General features: G+C 49.2%; 27 protein-coding genes. 18 read left to right on the forward strand and 9 right to left on the reverse strand.

The genetic code is table 11. The features are described from left to right. Position 1: 1 nt before the first annotated feature. Positions 2-742 carry a polysaccharide deacetylase family protein gene (locus tag J3482_RS14015; RefSeq protein ID WP_146823430.1) on the reverse strand — a complete coding sequence of 247 codons (741 nt, stop codon included), beginning with the start codon at positions 740-742 and terminating at the stop codon, positions 2-4. Between the two features lie 283 nt (positions 743-1,025). Here J3482_RS14015 and cbpB point away from each other — a divergent pair, with 283 nt between their 5' ends. The 3 genes from cbpB (at position 1,026) to J3482_RS14030 (ending at position 2,553) form a co-directional block, all read left to right on the forward strand. Further along, positions 1,026-1,475 carry a cyclic-di-AMP-binding protein CbpB gene (cbpB, locus tag J3482_RS14020; RefSeq protein ID WP_188332275.1) on the forward strand — a complete coding sequence of 150 codons (450 nt, stop codon included), beginning with the start codon at positions 1,026-1,028 and terminating at the stop codon, positions 1,473-1,475. Between the two features lie 38 nt (positions 1,476-1,513). After that, positions 1,514-2,218: a biosynthetic peptidoglycan transglycosylase gene (locus tag J3482_RS14025; RefSeq protein WP_223204163.1), complete on the forward strand. Its 705-nt coding sequence runs from the start codon at positions 1,514-1,516 to the stop codon at positions 2,216-2,218. Between the two features lie 98 nt (positions 2,219-2,316). Beyond that, positions 2,317-2,553, forward strand: coding sequence for a biotin/lipoyl-containing protein (locus J3482_RS14030; RefSeq protein ID WP_146823428.1), 237 nt, complete (start codon positions 2,317-2,319; stop codon positions 2,551-2,553). A 71-nt stretch (positions 2,554-2,624) separates the two neighbouring features. Here the strand turns inward: J3482_RS14030 and J3482_RS14035 are convergent, their stop codons facing one another. From J3482_RS14035 to J3482_RS14050, 4 genes are all read right to left on the reverse strand, one after another. Next, positions 2,625-3,923, reverse strand: a complete 1,299-nt coding sequence (locus J3482_RS14035; protein WP_146823426.1) for an Nramp family divalent metal transporter — start codon at positions 3,921-3,923, stop codon at positions 2,625-2,627. Positions 3,924-4,365: 442 nt separating this feature from the next. Next, entirely contained in the window at positions 4,366-5,700 is a 1,335-nt protein-coding gene (locus J3482_RS14040; protein WP_146823424.1) for a cation:proton antiporter, read from the reverse strand. A 214-nt stretch (positions 5,701-5,914) separates the two neighbouring features. Beyond that, positions 5,915-7,366: a recombinase family protein gene (locus tag J3482_RS14045; RefSeq protein ID WP_146823422.1), complete on the reverse strand. Its 1,452-nt coding sequence runs from the start codon at positions 7,364-7,366 to the stop codon at positions 5,915-5,917. A gap of 95 nt (positions 7,367-7,461) precedes the next feature. Beyond that, a complete protein-coding gene (locus tag J3482_RS14050; RefSeq protein ID WP_223204162.1) occupies positions 7,462-8,148 on the reverse strand; it encodes a LexA family protein in 687 nt (228 codons plus the stop codon). A gap of 152 nt (positions 8,149-8,300) precedes the next feature. Between J3482_RS14050 and J3482_RS14055 the strand changes: the two genes are divergently transcribed. After that, complete coding sequence (locus J3482_RS14055) at positions 8,301-8,573, forward strand: helix-turn-helix domain-containing protein (RefSeq protein WP_206922574.1); 273 nt, start codon at positions 8,301-8,303, stop codon at positions 8,571-8,573. A gap of 20 nt (positions 8,574-8,593) precedes the next feature. Continuing rightward, the gene (locus J3482_RS14060) at positions 8,594-8,794 is read left to right on the forward strand and encodes a hypothetical protein (protein ID WP_206922575.1); all 201 of its coding nucleotides are present in this window, start codon (positions 8,594-8,596) and stop codon (positions 8,792-8,794) included. On the opposite strand, the gene J3482_RS14065 is transcribed toward J3482_RS14060, so the two are convergent. Then, positions 8,762-9,235, reverse strand: coding sequence for a hypothetical protein (locus tag J3482_RS14065; protein ID WP_206922576.1), 474 nt, complete (start codon positions 9,233-9,235; stop codon positions 8,762-8,764). The two genes, J3482_RS14060 and J3482_RS14065, sit on opposite strands and share 33 nt — an antisense overlap. 6 nt (positions 9,236-9,241) lie before the next feature. Beyond that, positions 9,242-9,460: a helix-turn-helix domain-containing protein gene (locus J3482_RS14070; RefSeq protein WP_206922577.1), complete on the reverse strand. Its 219-nt coding sequence runs from the start codon at positions 9,458-9,460 to the stop codon at positions 9,242-9,244. Positions 9,461-9,559: 99 nt separating this feature from the next. Between J3482_RS14070 and J3482_RS14075 the strand changes: the two genes are divergently transcribed. Beyond that, the gene (locus J3482_RS14075; RefSeq protein WP_328702708.1) at positions 9,560-9,784 is read left to right on the forward strand and encodes a helix-turn-helix transcriptional regulator; all 225 of its coding nucleotides are present in this window, start codon (positions 9,560-9,562) and stop codon (positions 9,782-9,784) included. A gap of 18 nt (positions 9,785-9,802) precedes the next feature. Further along, a complete protein-coding gene (locus tag J3482_RS14080; protein WP_206922579.1) occupies positions 9,803-10,120 on the forward strand; it encodes a hypothetical protein in 318 nt (105 codons plus the stop codon). On the opposite strand, the gene J3482_RS14085 is transcribed toward J3482_RS14080, so the two are convergent. After that, entirely contained in the window at positions 10,117-10,389 is a 273-nt protein-coding gene (locus J3482_RS14085; protein ID WP_206922580.1) for a CRISPR-associated protein Cas2, read from the reverse strand. The two genes, J3482_RS14080 and J3482_RS14085, sit on opposite strands and share 4 nt — an antisense overlap. 115 nt (positions 10,390-10,504) lie before the next feature. Between J3482_RS14085 and J3482_RS14090 the strand changes: the two genes are divergently transcribed. Next, positions 10,505-11,296, forward strand: a complete 792-nt coding sequence (locus J3482_RS14090; RefSeq protein ID WP_236018252.1) for a phage antirepressor KilAC domain-containing protein — start codon at positions 10,505-10,507, stop codon at positions 11,294-11,296. Positions 11,297-11,433: 137 nt separating this feature from the next. Here J3482_RS14090 and J3482_RS14095 read toward each other — a convergent pair whose 3' ends face one another. Further along, a complete protein-coding gene (locus J3482_RS14095; RefSeq protein ID WP_206922581.1) occupies positions 11,434-11,586 on the reverse strand; it encodes a hypothetical protein in 153 nt (50 codons plus the stop codon). A gap of 512 nt (positions 11,587-12,098) precedes the next feature. Here J3482_RS14095 and J3482_RS14100 point away from each other — a divergent pair. The 10 genes from J3482_RS14100 to J3482_RS14145 all read left to right on the forward strand — a co-directional run. Beyond that, positions 12,099-12,278 carry a CopG family transcriptional regulator gene (locus tag J3482_RS14100; RefSeq protein ID WP_146823410.1) on the forward strand — a complete coding sequence of 60 codons (180 nt, stop codon included), beginning with the start codon at positions 12,099-12,101 and terminating at the stop codon, positions 12,276-12,278. 49 nt (positions 12,279-12,327) lie between these two features. Continuing rightward, the gene (locus tag J3482_RS14105; protein WP_206922582.1) at positions 12,328-12,507 is read left to right on the forward strand and encodes a hypothetical protein; all 180 of its coding nucleotides are present in this window, start codon (positions 12,328-12,330) and stop codon (positions 12,505-12,507) included. Between the two features lie 176 nt (positions 12,508-12,683). Next, positions 12,684-12,932, forward strand: a complete 249-nt coding sequence (locus J3482_RS14110) for a helix-turn-helix domain-containing protein (protein WP_206921860.1) — start codon at positions 12,684-12,686, stop codon at positions 12,930-12,932. 105 nt (positions 12,933-13,037) lie between these two features. Further along, entirely contained in the window at positions 13,038-13,190 is a 153-nt protein-coding gene (locus J3482_RS14115; RefSeq protein ID WP_206922583.1) for a hypothetical protein, read from the forward strand. Then, the gene (locus J3482_RS14120) at positions 13,183-13,425 is read left to right on the forward strand and encodes a hypothetical protein (protein WP_206922584.1); all 243 of its coding nucleotides are present in this window, start codon (positions 13,183-13,185) and stop codon (positions 13,423-13,425) included. Before J3482_RS14115 ends, J3482_RS14120 begins: the two co-directional genes overlap by 8 nt. After that, complete coding sequence (locus J3482_RS14125; protein WP_206922585.1) at positions 13,422-13,664, forward strand: hypothetical protein; 243 nt, start codon at positions 13,422-13,424, stop codon at positions 13,662-13,664. Before J3482_RS14120 ends, J3482_RS14125 begins: the two co-directional genes overlap by 4 nt. A gap of 98 nt (positions 13,665-13,762) precedes the next feature. After that, positions 13,763-14,326 carry a host-nuclease inhibitor Gam family protein gene (locus J3482_RS14130; protein WP_206922586.1) on the forward strand — a complete coding sequence of 188 codons (564 nt, stop codon included), beginning with the start codon at positions 13,763-13,765 and terminating at the stop codon, positions 14,324-14,326. Further along, positions 14,326-15,279, forward strand: coding sequence for a phage recombination protein Bet (bet, locus tag J3482_RS14135; RefSeq protein ID WP_206922587.1), 954 nt, complete (start codon positions 14,326-14,328; stop codon positions 15,277-15,279). The genes J3482_RS14130 and bet overlap by 1 nt, the downstream gene beginning before the upstream one ends. Next, positions 15,257-15,565: a LysM peptidoglycan-binding domain-containing protein gene (locus J3482_RS14140; RefSeq protein ID WP_206922588.1), complete on the forward strand. Its 309-nt coding sequence runs from the start codon at positions 15,257-15,259 to the stop codon at positions 15,563-15,565. The genes bet and J3482_RS14140 overlap by 23 nt, the downstream gene beginning before the upstream one ends. Then, positions 15,562-15,744 (forward strand): hypothetical protein (locus J3482_RS14145; RefSeq protein WP_206922589.1); only part of this gene is annotated, 183 nt, incomplete at its 3' end. The genes J3482_RS14140 and J3482_RS14145, both read left to right, overlap by 4 nt.

The following is a 15,744-nucleotide window of genomic DNA, read 5'->3' on the forward strand; positions in this document are numbered from 1 at the left end:
ATTATTTCGCATAAAAGTCTGTCTCGTCTGCAGAACGCAGCAAGTCAGTCACGGTGACAGATTGGTAGCCTCGTCGATGAAGCTCAGGAAGTATGATACGAAGCGCCGCGACGGTCTGCTTGCTGTTGGCCGTACCGTCATGCAAGAGAATAATATCTCCGGGGTGCAGGTGATTGAGAACCGAATGAGCAATCGTGGCGGCGCCTGGGCCCGCCCAATCGCGACTGTCTTCATCCCACGACCACATAATGACAGAATATCCGCGTCGATAAGCTGTGAGTACTGATGGCTCATCGTAATATCCGCGCGGCGGGCGAAAGTATACGCACCGCTCTCCTGTGATTCGCTCAATCGCAGATTTGCTTTCATCTAATTCCTTGGTGAGATCGCCCGTACTAAGATGGGCAATATTCGCATGTGAAAAGGTATGGTTACCCAACTCGTTTCCGAGCAGTGCTGTTTGTCGTACGACGTTCGGATATTGCTCGGCCTTCTGACCGATGAGGAAAAATGTAGCGTGATCTCCGTAATTCGTAAGTAATTGGAGAATTTGTGGTGTATATTTAAGGTCTGGGCCATCATCGAACGTCAATGCGACGATTTTTCGATGTGTCGGTACCTGCCAATGCGCGTAACCTAGCCGTTCGAAATAAAATCGGTCTTTGGTTTTTGCCGCGTCTGCGGGTATGCACGCGGTGAAAACAGATATCGCCGCCGACAAGGCGCATAGCATACGGTACATGTGGTTTCCCCCCTTGCACCGTAGCTTACCCTGTACAGCGCGAACTTTACCGTTTTAGTTGCCCGTTTTTCGATGTATAAAACGGAAGCGCGACGCGGTTTGCGTGATTTATCAAGGCGTGATGTTTCGTGGTAAAATACACGTGTTGCGCGTACCGCGCAGAAAGCGTGGATAGAGAATGGAGTCGGGGGTTACACGCAGTACGATTAAATCTCTAGTTTCGTGTTGCACTGCCACGCCAGGCTGCACGGGCGTGTGACGAAAGGAGTCATCCAGAGATTCTATGCAATCTATTGAAGCCTTGACATTACGGGACGATGAGGTGGCTCGCATGATCATCGCTGCGGAGGATGTCGCTTGTGTCCACCCAGCGCACTCTGCGGAACATGCGCTGCTCGTTCTCATTAAAGCCGGGTATTCAGCCATTCCAGTGGTCGCGAGTTCTGGCGTGGTCGCTGGCATAATCAGCAAAACGATGATTCTCGACCGAATTTTGGGTCTTGAGCGAATAGAGTTTGATGCCTTGTCAGATTTTTTGGTGCAAGACGTGATGAATGTCGATGTCCCTCGGATTCGCCAAGATCAATCCTTTATTCGGGCGTTGCAAATAAGTATTGACGCGCCTTTCTTATGCGTCGAGGATGATGCGGGTCAATTTGTTGGGCTTCTCGCAAGACGTGGGATTCTGGCACTCGTGCATAACGCACTTCGAAAAACCAAAGGCTCTTCGTAAAACGTTCTATTCATTCGTCAATGCGAAGGTGGCGTTCGATGTTTCGGCTGATGAAATTCATATTCGGTCTCGCATTTTTCGTAGCGGTTTGCTTGGGTGCGATGAACCTGTATTTTCACAAAGTGTTTCCGATTGCTAAAAAGGTTCGAGTCGCGGCAAGTACAATAGAAGTAGCCAATCACGTGCACCCACTGACTGCAGCGGAGATTCCATCGACGTTTCGAGAAGCCATCGTCGCTACGGAGGACCGGCGGTTTAATCATGATCCCGGAATCGATCTCGTCGGTATCGCTCGCAGCATTGTTGTCGACATCCAAAAGGACGGATATGTTGAGGGCGGATCTACAATAACACAACAGTTGGTTGACAATACGCTCCTTTCCAAACGGAAGACGATGCGACGCAAGTTGAAACAAATGTTCTATGCAGTAGGCGTCTACGATACGATGTCCAAACGAGAAGTGTTCACCTTGTACACCAACGTCATTTACTTTGGACATGGCGCGTACGGTTTACATAATGCGGCCGAGACGTATTTCGGAAGGTCACCAGCGCAGTGTAATGAGGGAGAGTTGACGATGCTGGCGGGACTCCCAAATGCCCCTTCGGCGTATGACCCATTGAAAAATTACACGTTAGCGCGCCAGCGCCAGCGCCTCGTGCTCGAAAACATGGTCGACGCTGGATATATCAGCAATGCGAAGGCGGATGAGATTTATCAAGAGCCCCTGCGCCTCGCCTAACGTGTTCGTCTCGGTCTACGGACGCATTTGGTTGCCCTCGATTGCGTTTCGATGTAGATTGAAGAGGATGAAGTACATAGGACAAAGGGGAATGCCTGATGATAGACGTAAAATTGCCACAGCTCGGCGACAGTGTGGAGAAGGCGCTTGTCACATCGTGGCTCAAGCAGGTTGGCGACCACGTGGAACAGGATGAACCGTTATTGGAAGTCACCACCGACAAGGTAACGATTGAAGTCCCCTCAGAATACACTGGGACGCTTCGAGAGATTTTGGTGCAAGAGGGAGAACATGTTGGCCTTGAGACGGTGTTGTGCCGAATTGAGAACGACTGACGTCTAGTCTGTGTTTAGCGTGTAAACCCAGCGCGGTTCGCGAGACGGCGCTGGGTTTTTATGTGGGCACTTCACAGGATGTTGACGCCAAACGTGCCGAGAATCAGGATGACATTGAGGACAAAGACGAGTCCCGCAATGACCGATGCAATGACTGTTGTGATGGGGCGATTGACCAGGACGCCCATCACTTCTCGACGACGTGTAAAGTATACCAGCGAGAAAATCGGCAGTGGGAGAACCAAACTTAAAATGACTTGACTGATGACTAAAGTTCGCGTCGGATCAAGGCCAATCCATACCACAATAACCGTTGGCAACATTGTGACAAGACGGCGCGCCCACAGTGGGATGGTAAAGCCGACAAATCCTTGCATGATGACCTGGCCGGCCATCGTGCCAACTGCTGAACTGCTAAAACCAGAGGTCAACAGAGACACGAGGAAGACGGCTGATGCGGCCGGTCCGAGCAGTGGCGTCAGCGTTTGGTATGCCGACTGAATGTCCGCGACGTGCGTGTGTCCTGTGGAATGGAATGCTGCTGCAGCCATGTACATCATGCTCATGTTGATGAGCCCTGCAAGCACGAGCGCAATGACAATTTCCTTTGTGCTGAACTGGTTAATTTGAATTTTTTCCTCGTCGTTGCGTGGTCGTATGCGTTGTTGCGTCAGTCCTGAGTGCAGGTACACGGCGTGGGGCATGACCGTCGCACCGATGACCCCTACCGCAAGTGTGACGGCCTGTGAATTGCCAAGCCATGGTAACACGCTGTGCATGGCAATTTGAGAGAAACTGGGACGTGACACAATCGTCTCGGCCAGGTAACATACGCCCATAAGTACAACCATGGCCGTGATGAATCGCTCTAGCGGTCGAAACCCGAATCGATCAAGCATCAAGATCAGATAGGTGCCCACGCCGGTGATGACCGTTGCAACAATGAGTGGAATGTGAAAGAGAAGATTGAGACCGAGAGACGCACCTAAAAACTCAGCCAAATCCGTGGCCATCGCTGCGATTTCCGCAAATACCCAAAGCCCGATATTGATGGGGGTGGGAAAGTGCGCCCGACACAACTCCGGCAAGTTTTTCCCTGTGGCAATACCCAGTTTCGCCGACAGCCGTTGAATAAAGATGGCCATCAAATTTGCGAGCACGACAACCCACAAGAGGCGATAACCAAACGCCGAACCACTTTGAATATTTGTCGCGTAGTTGCCGGGATCGACATAGGCAACTGCCGCAATAAACGCAGGGCCAATGAATGGCAGCAGCCCACGCAATCCGCGATGGTGTTGTTTTAGCGCTTTGCGAGCCCTCATCACCGCCTTGTCTTCTGAGGAAACGGGGCTAGCGGAAAGTCCCATCTGTTTCACTCCTCTCCACACACTACACGTATGATGCGCAGATGAACTATATTTCGTGACGGCAACAATCTGTCTGCCGTGACAAAGTTTTAGTTTAGGGAAACTCTTACCCCATTATATGACAACCAGGGGAGTGTGTGAATCGGAAGACTCCAGACACCGTGTGTAGTATGGGCTGTCGTGGCATGGCCCCTAGACGTGAAATGGGCGTCGACGGACGACATGATCTTTTGATATGCACCTGATTGACCGATGACCGTGTCGGCGCACATGGGGATGTAGAAATTTTGTTGTCCAAATTAACGGCTGCGTCCGCGCATTCCTCGAACGACGAATGTGACGATTAACGCTGCGATAAAACCGGCGATGAACCAAATCAAAAAGACCATTCTAACGGGTCCTCCAGTACCATCTTTTATCGCTTATTATGTTCTTTGCACACCTACTCATACGCACTTCCCTCAAACTGTACTTCTTCCTGAACGCGCTCGATTTGTAAGCCTTCGTCTCCCGGCATCAACCGCAGCCCGCGGCGAAGGACAAACCGCAACCAGGCACCGGCCATCCAAGACGTGACGAGCGCTAGCATTACTAAAATCGCAAAAAAACTTTGATTGATAATACCGAGCGCATACGCGGTTGACGACAACACAATGCCCGGTCCACCACGGGCGTTCATGGCGGCAGCAAAGTTGACGCTGGTCAGTTTGTCCGCGCGAATCACTCGACAGGTGACATACACGACGATGCTTTGTACCACCGTGGCAAAGAGCAAGTATAGGAAGAAGAATCCGATGTTGAAGTGTTTGGCGAGATCGAGTTGCATGCCAATAATCGCAAAGTACAAGGGGATGAAGCAGGCATAAGCGATGCCTTGAATACCACTTTGAAGTTTCTCGAACAGATGTTCTGGCAGCGTGAATTTTGTCGCAACGCCTGCCAGAATTGCGCCGTACATAACGTCGACCTGTAGGTATCCAGCGATGTCGGACAGCGCGAGCAGGATGACGATAAAGTACCCAAGAAACGACGAGCGAAACAGAAAATTTGCGCGACGCGTGGTGATTTTACGCAGAATCCAGGGCAGCACTCCAATACAAACGGCCAAAAAAGCGAAGGTGACGACCAGGCTCTTCGTCACAACCCAACCATTGATACTGCCACTGTGTGCTGGCCCAGAGACAATACCTGAGGCAATCGCGAGCGCGACCCAGAGAATCAGGTCGTGTACCCCAGCAATAGCGACCACAATTTTGGCAAATCTGGAGTGCATAATGCCGAGATCAGAAAAAATTTTGGATATGACCGGGATGGAAGTCACGGCAATGGAGATAGCAACCACAATTTTCAGCGCCACGACGCTTTTGTCGGGACCCAGAAACTGGGCGGGGTGAAATACGTAAGTTGATAACCAGCCGATGACAAATGGAATAATGGTTGATCCGATAATGATGGCAAGGCCTGTTTTGACATCACTCTTGGCAAAGCGGGTCTGAATTTTTAAGCCCGCAGTGTAGAGTAAGAACAATTCGCCAATGTAGTAGATGAGGCCAAATAGGCTGCTTTCTGACGAAAACCCTAAATACACCCAGTGAAAGACGTTTGGAAACAACGCACCCAGACAAGTGGGGCCAAGCACGAGACCTCCAGCGACTTCGCCTATCACACGCGGAATGGCTAACCGCTCTGCTACATACCCTAGCAGGTTTGCAGCAACTAGCAAAAGTACCATTCCGAATAGGAATCGCGACAGTTCTGTTCCTGCCAGCGTGAACATGAATGTTCCCCTCTCCTCACATTGGCCGCATGAGATTGCCTTCGCTAGTGTATGTAGAGGCGGAGAAATTGTCCAAGGCGGATACCCAAGCTAGAAAAAGAGGCCATTCTCGCGAAGGAACGCCGAGAATGGCCTCCACTGATTTTGCGTGCTACCATAAAAATGCAAGCCAGAAAATCCAAGCGAACGCATGACACCCCATTCGCACATACGACTAAACGTTAAACTCAATGTCGACTCGAAACGGCGCTGGCCGACGTGAGATTACCTTGCCATTGATATGCACGTCTATCCGTTTGACGATGATACGAATCAGTTCTTTGCGTTCATACGGCTCAGCAGCGTCCCATGCTGCACGGAACGACTTCAACACGTCTCGCACAAACGCATGGTCAACAGGTTGCATGTCTTCGAGTTCAGAAAGTTGCAGTCGTAGTACTTCTTCTTGCTCGTTCAGCGCGTCTAACCGCATACGTAGTTCAGCAGAAGTGATGTTGCCATCTTCAAACGCATCCATCCAACGGTCTCGACGCTTATTGACTTGCGCGATTTCTGTTTTCAGGCGTTCTATCGCTTTTGAATTATCAGTGATTGGTGCTGTATCGCTAATTGTTGTGTAAAACTTCTCGATCTCCGCGAGTACAGCGTCTTCGAGCGCCTGCTGACGGATCATCGGCATGTCGCAGAGATTGGAGTGTTGACGTTCGTTACATATGTAATGTCGTCCTATGGTTTGTTTTCCGTTAGACATCTTTTTTGGAGATGTGCGCCCCGATAACGCTGATCCGCACTTGCCACAACGAGCAATGCCCGAGAGCGGATAGGTGCCAATGGATGAGTTTGCGGGCATTCTTGTACGACGGATTCTCATCTGATCGGCACGCTCCCATAATTCTTGACTAATAATTGCTTCGTGTTCTCCCTTAGCAACGATGTGATCCGGTTGTCTGCGGCCGCCGACGGTTCTGTATCCATATCGCACATAGCCGGCGTATAAAGGATTGCGCAAAAGGTATTTCAACGCAGATTGCGTCCAACGCCGATTCGGAGCAAGTTGAGAATGGTCTGGGTCATTCAACCAGCTTAGAATGGCCTTCGTACCTTCTCCTCGGACGTAGCGGTTAAAAATTTCGCGAACGACTAGAGCTTGTGCTTCGTTGACGATCAATTTACCCTCTTTGTAATCATATCCGAATGCAGCATGGCCGCCTGACCATTTACCCTGATTGGTCATCTCAACCTGTCCCATTCGAGTTCGCTCTGCAAGGTTCTCGCGCTCCCATTGCGCGAGTGAAGCCACGAGCCGTAGAAAGAGACGGCCCGTCGCGGATGTTGTGTCGTACATCTCAGTTGCTGACTTAAAACCTACGTTGTGTTGCTCGAAGAACGTGAGCAGTTCATCTAGGTCTCGTACGCTTCGTGTCAGGCGGTCAAGCCGATATACGACAACCACGTCAATTTTACCGTGTTTAATATCCTCTATAAGGCGATTTAAAGACGGCCTTTGCATATCCTTGGCCGATATGCCTTCGTCCGTGTATATGGCTGCCACAGACCATCCTTGAGAGTCACAATAGGAACGCAGACGCGATAACTGAGCGTCCAGAGAGAACCCGTCGGCGACCTGCATGTCCGAACTCACACGTGTATAGATTGCAGCCCGCATTCGTTTTCACTCCTGTAATTCTTGGATATGGTGAATCGCCATATCTGCACTTTTCATCAAGAAAATATGTGGCGCATCAGTTCTGCTTAATGAAATTACCGCTTTAATCTGCGCCTCACTTCTACCACAACGCCAAGGACATGAATTTCATCAGCTGGATAGACCATTGGCTCCATCTCTGGGTTGCTGGGAGACAAGATACAAACTTCACCTTGACATTTCACTCGTTTCAACGTCGCTTCATGACCGTTGATGGCGACTACGCAAATATCAGAAGGGCTAAAATCAGGAGTAGCGATAACAACTACCCGATCACCATCATAGATATGATCACCGATCATGCTGTCGCCTTGAACACGAAGGATAAAAGAGTCGCGGTTATGTATCAGATCACGATCAACCAGTTCATATTCCGTACTTGATTCACTAACCATTTCAATTGGATCCCCTGCACGTATCGAACCAAGAACAGGAATAGGAATCATGTTCTTGGGAAAAGTAATTAAATTTTGCGGGATAAGAGCATCGATACCTCTTGGGCGCCGCGATTCTTTTCTTTCTACATAATCTTGAGCCATCAACCATGACACGTCTTCATTAAGTGCTGTAGCTAAATTTATAAAATCTTCTGCGCTTGGCCGAGTATAAGCACGTTCCCAATTTGATACAACTTGAGGAGACACATTAACCATATCTCCAAGTTCCTTTTGAGTTAAATTGCGCCTCTTTCTAGTGGCGCGAATTCGATTGGCGACAACCATGTCTTGGCGAGATTGTTCCACAATTAAGCACGCTCCCCTGTCCCGAATTCTAACCTCAATTAACGAAATTCGATATAAACCAACGGGAATTGAGAATTCATGATTGACACTAACGTTTTTCGTTGATATAGTCTTACTAACGGAAAACGTTAGAAATGAAAGGCGGTGATGGTATGGGAACGGTTAAAGAGAATGTCGAGAGAATCCGCAAAGCAAAGGGTGTCACAAAGACATTTCTTGCGAAAAAGCTAGGGATGTCTGTAATGGGCTATATTCACATAACAAGTGGTGATGTTCGTTTGGACACCGAAAGACTGCAAGTTATAGCGGATGTTTTGGACGTTGACCCTGGTGTTTTTTTTGACAACAAACTAACGGATTCCGTTGTTTTGGATTGTTTGATGCCGCGTAGGCAGGTTAAATCAGTTAGAACTGAGACTCAGTAAATTGAGGGAGGGGACGAATGGTGAGCCAATTAGCCGTTTCCGAGTTGCAGCAGATAACCAAGGAGGTGAGAAGGGTGGAACAAGCGGCCAATAAACTGCTGGAAAGGATGTTGGAGGCATTACCAGATTCCTATGATAAGTCTCCAACATCCACCACTTATATCTTGTTGCAGGCTGTAGCCAAAGGGCTAGTAGGGCAAGAAGGGGAGTTTAACCAATAACGGTTGCTCAACACCTGTTGCAGTGACTTCGATGTACAAAAAGTTTTTACCGTTTTCGTTTTTTCGTTCAATGCTGTGAACCTGCTCGACAGTATGCCCAAGCCCAATTTGTTTTCCGGTAACTGCGTCGTAAACGCTGTGCTGCGCGATTTGGTTAGCCAATCGTTCGGATTCGGCCAAAAAATCATTTTCGTCTAACGGTTTGAAAATCCGAGAAATGACGGCGTAATCAAAACGCTCATTTCCTTCGGGCAGGATGAGAGTCCGAAAACTTTGCTTGAAGGATTCGACACCGCTAACAGTTGCTAAATCACCATCATCGAAGGAAAGGGTGCCGTCTTCTGTTAACAAGACATCACTTCCGTAAGAAGTGGCGTCAACTCGCGGACTCACGTCAGAACGAATCGGATTCTTAGGAATCCATTTAACATCGGTAAACATTGTAGCTCACCTCCTTTCAGGGTTGTCGCTCCGGCCTACGAGGTAGTCTAGCGAGACATCGAAGAAGTCTGCGAGTTTGATAAGTCCATCGAAGTCTGGTTTACCGTCGCCAGTTTCGTAACGGCGGAACTGACGATATGTAACGTCGAGATATTCAGCAATTTCTTTTTTTTGAGCACCGCTAGATTGAATAAGTTCACTCAAGCGTTCTGAGAAATTAGCCAAAACTTTTTCTCCTTAACAGCTTGACGTGACATCAAACGTCATATAGTATCGAATTGAGATATGACATTAAACGTCATGTCAAATCAAGGTGGTGGTGATGTGAAACAAGCCAGAACGCACGTCCAAGACGCGCGAAACGCAAGGAATTTAACCCAACAGCAAGTGGCTGACTTGCTGGGGATTACACTCCGGTCGTACCAGCGATATGAACACGGAGAGAACACCTTGAGACCAGAGCGAGCTATGAAACTATCAGAAATTCTAGGTCTCAGTGTTTATGACGTTTTACGTCGTAATTCTACACCAGATTTTGAGACAGCGTAAGTGGAGAAGAGGTGCGATATGGACGAGCAAATTTACTTGCACATAGGTAACGGTGGCGTAATTTTCCGAGTTTCAAACGATCATGGGCCGACGATTCATGTTGATGCGTTGCACTTTGGAAATGTCACGAACGGCATTAAATTGCACGTGACTAAGGAATCACTGAGGCAGGTCGCTGAAATGTTCTTGAACGCTTATGAGCATGGCGAGTTTTCGAACGAGTACGTCCTTGCAGCTCGTTATGAAGAGAAAGAAAAGGCACGATGTGTACCTTTTCGCTCTCCTGATGGCAGTAAAGACATGATTCGCGACCAATATTGTGATTCGGAAGATTAACGATTATCGTCGATGAACTTTTTCAAACCTTTTATACCAGTCCAAGCTGATCCCTTAGGGAGCGGAGCGACGAAAAGTTTGTCGTTATCGTCAATTTTCAATTTCAGAATATCGCGCAAGGTTTCACAATCGTCGTCGGAGGAAACGACCCAGACTGATTTTTGAATTTCGATTGCATTGTCTGTTGCGAGTTCAATGGTCGTGATTAGTTCTTCGTAAACTTCTTTTGTTCCTAGGTGCAAATCGTAAGCAACAACTTTTAGTGACAATGTGTTTCACCTCCTTCCGTGGGTTGAGGGTGGCACCAAACAACTTCCACATTCAGGAGAGTGAATCCTTTGAACAGTAGCACTTATCAAATTGTCAAGGAACGAGGTGGAGAGAATGAACCAATTTAATGTGGTGCAACGAAATGGACGATTTGTGGTTGATAGTCGCGAAGTCGCGCGGATGACCGAACGTCGTCACGACAATCTTGTCAGAGATATCGATGGATATGTCGCTATCTTGAGTCATTCCTCAAATTTGAGGGCTGATGAATTCTTCATCGAAAGCACCTACACAGCAGGAACAGGAAGAGAATACCGGCACTATTACTTGACTCGCAAAGGCTGCGACATGGTCGCAAACAAGATGACCGGCGAAAAGGGAGTTCTGTTTACCGCTGCTTATGTGACCAAATTTGAAGAGATGGAGCGCGCGCAAGTCGCAGTACATCAATTGCCCCAGAACTACAAGGAAGCGTTGATTGCACTGGTGGCTCAGGTCGAAGAAAACGAACGGCTTCAGTCCGAGAACGCGTCGCTAGGACAACAAATCGAGGCGGACAAGCCTAAAGTTCTATTCGCTGAGGCGGTTAGCGTGAGTCAGACAAGCATTTTGGTTCGCGAGCTGGCTGTCTTACTCCGACAGAACGGTATTGAAATCGGTGAAAAGCGGTTGTTCGAACAACTCCGGAATAAGGGTTACCTCATCAAGCGTTTCGGGACGGACCGGAACATGCCGACACAACGCTCGATGGATCTGGGGCTGTTTGAAGTAAAGGAAACGCCCATTATCCATTCCGACAATCGGGTAACCGTTAGTAAGACACCAAAGGTTACTGGAAGAGGCCAGATTTACTTCATAAACCTATTCAAAAACGAACTGGCATCAACGGAAGTGGTCACGCAATGAACCTTGCAACTGAGTTTCATCCAGTACCAAAGCCTTGCAAATCAGAGAATGTCAAGAAACCGATGAAGAAACGACGTAGTGCACGAGCGCGTGACAAGGAGTTTCCGAAAGAGGTCAAACAGGCTGTTTGGGAACGCTCAGGTGGCTTGTGCGAGCGGTGCAAGCGTCGCCGATTGATGCACTTCCACCATTGCCACTTCCGCAGCGAAGGGTCGGCCTGTACCAACGACATCAGCAACTGTCTCGGACTCTGCGACCGATGCCACATGTGGGATGACGATAGCGCTCATAAGAGTAGGGAGACCCGACAGTGGTGTATCGATGAAGCAAAGCGTATGGCACAGGCGTTGTTTTGATGACAGGCGAGCACGCGGGCAAGGCGCACTCGCAAGTCAATCAAAGTCGCTCAACGAGCATCGATGGAAATCTTGACGTCAACTTCATCATATTGCTTCAAAAGTTCTTGCGACAAAGCTTCAGCAATTTGTTCCATTGCTTCAATCAACGCCTTTGTTTTGCTTTCCATCAACGCTCTCCTTTCGATGAAGAACCTTTAGGCCTTCCTCGATAAGCGCGAGTACCGCTTCTGAGCGGTTTGGATATCGATTTTCGTACCGGAAATCTTCGATGCGGTCAAATAAGTCGCCCGGCAGAGTGATGATAACCCGTGGTTTTTCGGTAGGCACTTTAAACACCTCAAAGGTTCTTTGTACCAGTGTACCACTGTTGATTATTCAGTGAAACGTATTGACTGGTGAGTAGGTGATACACTATGATTAGTGTATCAGAAAGGAGGAAGTTCATGGCAACGGAAATGCGTCGTTTTATGGTCACGATACCGGCTGAACTCGAAGACAAACTCACATCGATTAAACAGGCGCAGTTCTTTGGGGATAGTTGGTCTGAGATGGTTAGAGTCCTTCTCGAACGGGCAGCTAATGACACGATTAAGGAATTAAAGCCACGCCAGAAACAGGCTTAGGAAAGCGGTCAACCCGTTAACACATATGTTGCCAGTGGAGGCGATGGCGATGGCGAACAAAATCGAGGTGATCCTGAAGAATCAGCCTTCACAGGAAGTGATTGACCACTTTAACGAGTACGTTCGGCAGATTGCTTATCGGGCAGCGCGGAGGAAAAAAGCGGAAATATCAATCGAACGTGGCGTTGATGCTGAGTCTGATGTCCACCGAGTCGTACCGCTCAAGTAACTCGTTACTGAGGTCCGTCAGGATTGTTTCGAGCAGCTCTAATATTGCATCAGCTTTGGGCGAGGTAATCATGCGAATCGTCCTTTCGGGGATGATGTGATGCCGCGGCCCGTCAGAGAGGTAGACAAGCCCGGATGGAGTTATCCGTTGCGGCGTTTGAGAGGGGGTGATGCATTGTGAAACGGGGTGTGTTGCTCAAACTCGCCAGAATCTTTGCGGGTAAGAGCCAGCTAGAAGTCGCAGAACGCTTCGGAGCTGACCAAAGCACGATTTCGCGGATTGAGCATGAGGATATGTACATCGATTATGCGATGGAGTTGCGCTACATAGATGCCTGCGGAGGCCGAAAAGTACTTCAGACCATGCTTGATGGCATCCAAAAGTTGCTCGACCGAAGCGACAACAACCATCTGCTGTTAGCTTAACCGGAACGGGTGCATATGGTATGCGAATTTTGCATACGGCATGCAAGTTTCAAAAATAAACCGGGGTTGTAGGTACAGAGCCATATAGATGCGGTGGTGAAAGCCGTGGATCGGATAAAAGAAGCCTTAGAACGAGCAAAGCCTGAATGGGAAGCAGTACAGAAACATCAAAAAGGATCCCGCGCCAACGAGAGCCACAAAGAAAACAACGATAAAACGAGCATACCACAACGTGATGGAGGTGCGGTAGATGCGTAATTGCGAATTATGTGGAGACCAACCCGGTATCCATACAGTGCACTGGGACGATACAACGGGCGGCGAGATTAAGGTGTGCACGGATTGCCGGGATGACGGATTTGTTCACTGTCCTCGGTGCAACGAGTGGGACAAGCCCGAGAATGATGGTCCATACATCATCTGCAAGTGGTGTGTGGAGGAGATTGTGACCGCGCATGAGCGTCAGGCTGGCTATGGGCAGGTGACAGCATGAGCGACGTACACGGGCGTATCACAGACTGTCTGCATCGGTTGCAGGACGCATATGACGAGTTGCAGCACCCTAACACGAATATCGCGTTTCGGCTACAGCGGCTGCAGGAGTTCATCGCATTGGATGTACCGTCGGTTATCGCGGAACTCGAAGAGTGCCAAGCGGCCCTCGATAGACAGGGGGTGCGCCGAGTTGTCACAAGAACCAGAACGGTTGGGCATCTGTCGCGTGTGCTGTAACGGAGTCACAAGCGATGAGCCACATATACAAGACATGTTGGATGGCCGTTATTACCACGCAGATTGCGCGGACTACAAGGAATCGGAGGAGATAAACCATGGCAACTAATCCATTGTGGGATGTCGAATTAGATGAGTTGACCCAGCAAGAAGCCCAGGAACGCTTTCGTGTGACAGACAAGATGTCGGCGAACTGGTGCCTTCGGAAACTCCGGGCTTTGCAAACTCAGGCCAATGAGGTCAACGAACTGGCCCAAGCGGAGATTGAGCGCATCACCTCTTGGAGGGACAAAGAGCTAGAACAGGTCAACAAACACGTCGAGTTCTTCCAAGGGCTACTGACCGAGTGGCACATGCAACAATACGAGGCCGACCCGAAAGGTAACAAGAGCATCAAACTCCCATACGGAACGCTCAAATCGCGTACCACTAAGCACCAACCTTCGAAGTTCGATGAGACGGCGCTACTAGAGCACGTCAAGGCAACGGATGACGCTTATGTGAAAGTCATCGAGACCGTCGAGTGGGGCGAGTACAAGAAGACCCTATCCGTCATCGAAGTGAACGGGCAACTTGCGGTAGTCGATGCTAATGGTGAGTTGGTGCCGGGCGTCGCGGTCAAGGTCGGCGGCACCACTTTTTCTGTGGAGGTGGCTGAGTAATGTCTACGGCTGAAAAGCATCTGCAGGTAGTGCAAGGGGGCAGTCTGCAGCAATACTCACGAGAACAGATTGACACCATTAAGCGGACGGTGGCAAAGGGTGTCACAGACGCTGAATTAGAGATGTTCTTAACTCTCTGTGCTCGGTATCAACTGGATCCGTTTCTAAAGGAAATTTGGTGTTACAAGAGGCAGAAAAAAGATAGGAACGGTCAGTATGTGGACGATCCGAACGCGCCGGCAATCATCATGACATCGCGTGACGGGTATTTGAAGGTTGCACAACGTGATGAAAACTTTGATGGTCTTAAGAGCTTCGTGGTGCGTGAGGGTGACGATTTCGAGATTGACGCGATAAACGACACAGTGAAGCACAAATTCGGTACCAAACGCGGGAAAATCGTCGGGGCTTGGGCCATTTGCTATCACAAAACGCGTCGTCCGGTGATCTGCTTTGTGGATTTCAATGAGTACAATGCAGGGTCTCAAGTGTGGAACAAGTACCCGTCCGCGATGATCCAGAAGGTTGCTGAAGCGTTTGCCCTCAAGCGCCAGTTCGGGATTAGCGGACTAGTAACTCACGAAGAATTGCAGTCCGAATTTATTGATATTGATGCGCGAGAAGTAGAACCCCAGAAAGAGAAAGTTGCTGCGGACGCAAAACGTAAGTTCAAAAAGCAATGGATGGAACGCATTAATGCCCTGTCCTCTCTAGCTCACGATTATGGGATTGATGGTGATGCACTGCGGGAGATTGGATTGGCCGTTGTGGGCAAGCAAGACCCGACGAAGTGGACATTCGACGACATGGACAAGCTTACTGATTACCTCAATGTCGACCATCAACAGTCAGTAGAAGTGGAAGCGAGGGAGGTTGAAACGGATGGCGATGCCTCAGAGCCGGTTGAGAGCGAGCAGAAAAACTTGCTCGATGGCGAGGAACTACCGTTCTAAATCGCCATTTGTAAAGGGGCTGCTTTCAGCGGCCCTACTCGCTGGATCTTTTGTATTCTTCATAATAGCAGCCTGGTTCGGATTGATCCGTGGCAACGTCCCTGCCGACACCAAGACACAAAGCTACATAGTCCAGTCAGGAGACAGCCTATGGAGCATAGCAAGCCGCTTTGATTCACGAGACAACACAGAGGCCGTGGAAGCGTGGATAGAGCGTGAGAACGGCATAGGTGCGGATATACAGCCGGGGATGACGATAAAGGTGCCTGTGGGCGGTGATAGATGATGCTTGGAGACTATTTGAGTCGGTACGTAAGCATTATACAGGGCAAAAAGGGTGTCGATCGTGATCGTGCTTTGGCGCTTCTGATGACTGACATGGAACGTGAGTACGAAATCCCTCTGCTATACAACCGGACATGGGTGCAGGAGAACAAGGCGGCTTACAAACTCTATCAGATGATT

Source organism: Alicyclobacillus suci (genome assembly GCF_017329615.1).
GTDB lineage: Bacteria > Bacillota > Bacilli > Alicyclobacillales > Alicyclobacillaceae > Alicyclobacillus > Alicyclobacillus suci.

Excerpts from the sequence above, each read along its gene's own strand:
- J3482_RS14015 (WP_146823430.1), bottom strand. The coding sequence starts at position 742 with ATGTACCGTATGCTATGCGCCTTGTCGGCGGCGATATCTGTTTTCACC.
- cbpB (WP_188332275.1), top strand. The coding sequence starts at position 1,026 with ATGCAATCTATTGAAGCCTTGACATTACGGGACGATGAGGTGGCTCGC.
- J3482_RS14025 (WP_223204163.1), top strand. The coding sequence starts at position 1,514 with ATGTTTCGGCTGATGAAATTCATATTCGGTCTCGCATTTTTCGTAGCG.
- J3482_RS14030 (WP_146823428.1), top strand. The coding sequence starts at position 2,317 with ATGATAGACGTAAAATTGCCACAGCTCGGCGACAGTGTGGAGAAGGCG.
- J3482_RS14035 (WP_146823426.1), bottom strand. The coding sequence starts at position 3,923 with ATGGGACTTTCCGCTAGCCCCGTTTCCTCAGAAGACAAGGCGGTGATG.
- J3482_RS14040 (WP_146823424.1), bottom strand. The coding sequence starts at position 5,700 with ATGTTCACGCTGGCAGGAACAGAACTGTCGCGATTCCTATTCGGAATG.
- J3482_RS14045 (WP_146823422.1), bottom strand. The coding sequence starts at position 7,366 with ATGCGGGCTGCAATCTATACACGTGTGAGTTCGGACATGCAGGTCGCC.
- J3482_RS14055 (WP_206922574.1), top strand. The coding sequence starts at position 8,301 with ATGGGAACGGTTAAAGAGAATGTCGAGAGAATCCGCAAAGCAAAGGGT.
- J3482_RS14065 (WP_206922576.1), bottom strand. The coding sequence starts at position 9,235 with ATGTTTACCGATGTTAAATGGATTCCTAAGAATCCGATTCGTTCTGAC.
- J3482_RS14080 (WP_206922579.1), top strand. The coding sequence starts at position 9,803 with ATGGACGAGCAAATTTACTTGCACATAGGTAACGGTGGCGTAATTTTC.
- J3482_RS14090 (WP_236018252.1), top strand. The coding sequence starts at position 10,505 with ATGAACCAATTTAATGTGGTGCAACGAAATGGACGATTTGTGGTTGAT.
- J3482_RS14095 (WP_206922581.1), bottom strand. The coding sequence starts at position 11,586 with ATGAGCGCTATCGTCATCCCACATGTGGCATCGGTCGCAGAGTCCGAG.
- J3482_RS14100 (WP_146823410.1), top strand. The coding sequence starts at position 12,099 with ATGGCAACGGAAATGCGTCGTTTTATGGTCACGATACCGGCTGAACTC.
- J3482_RS14105 (WP_206922582.1), top strand. The coding sequence starts at position 12,328 with ATGGCGAACAAAATCGAGGTGATCCTGAAGAATCAGCCTTCACAGGAA.
- J3482_RS14120 (WP_206922584.1), top strand. The coding sequence starts at position 13,183 with ATGCGTAATTGCGAATTATGTGGAGACCAACCCGGTATCCATACAGTG.
- J3482_RS14125 (WP_206922585.1), top strand. The coding sequence starts at position 13,422 with ATGAGCGACGTACACGGGCGTATCACAGACTGTCTGCATCGGTTGCAG.
- J3482_RS14130 (WP_206922586.1), top strand. The coding sequence starts at position 13,763 with ATGGCAACTAATCCATTGTGGGATGTCGAATTAGATGAGTTGACCCAG.
- bet (WP_206922587.1), top strand. The coding sequence starts at position 14,326 with ATGTCTACGGCTGAAAAGCATCTGCAGGTAGTGCAAGGGGGCAGTCTG.
- J3482_RS14140 (WP_206922588.1), top strand. The coding sequence starts at position 15,257 with ATGGCGAGGAACTACCGTTCTAAATCGCCATTTGTAAAGGGGCTGCTT.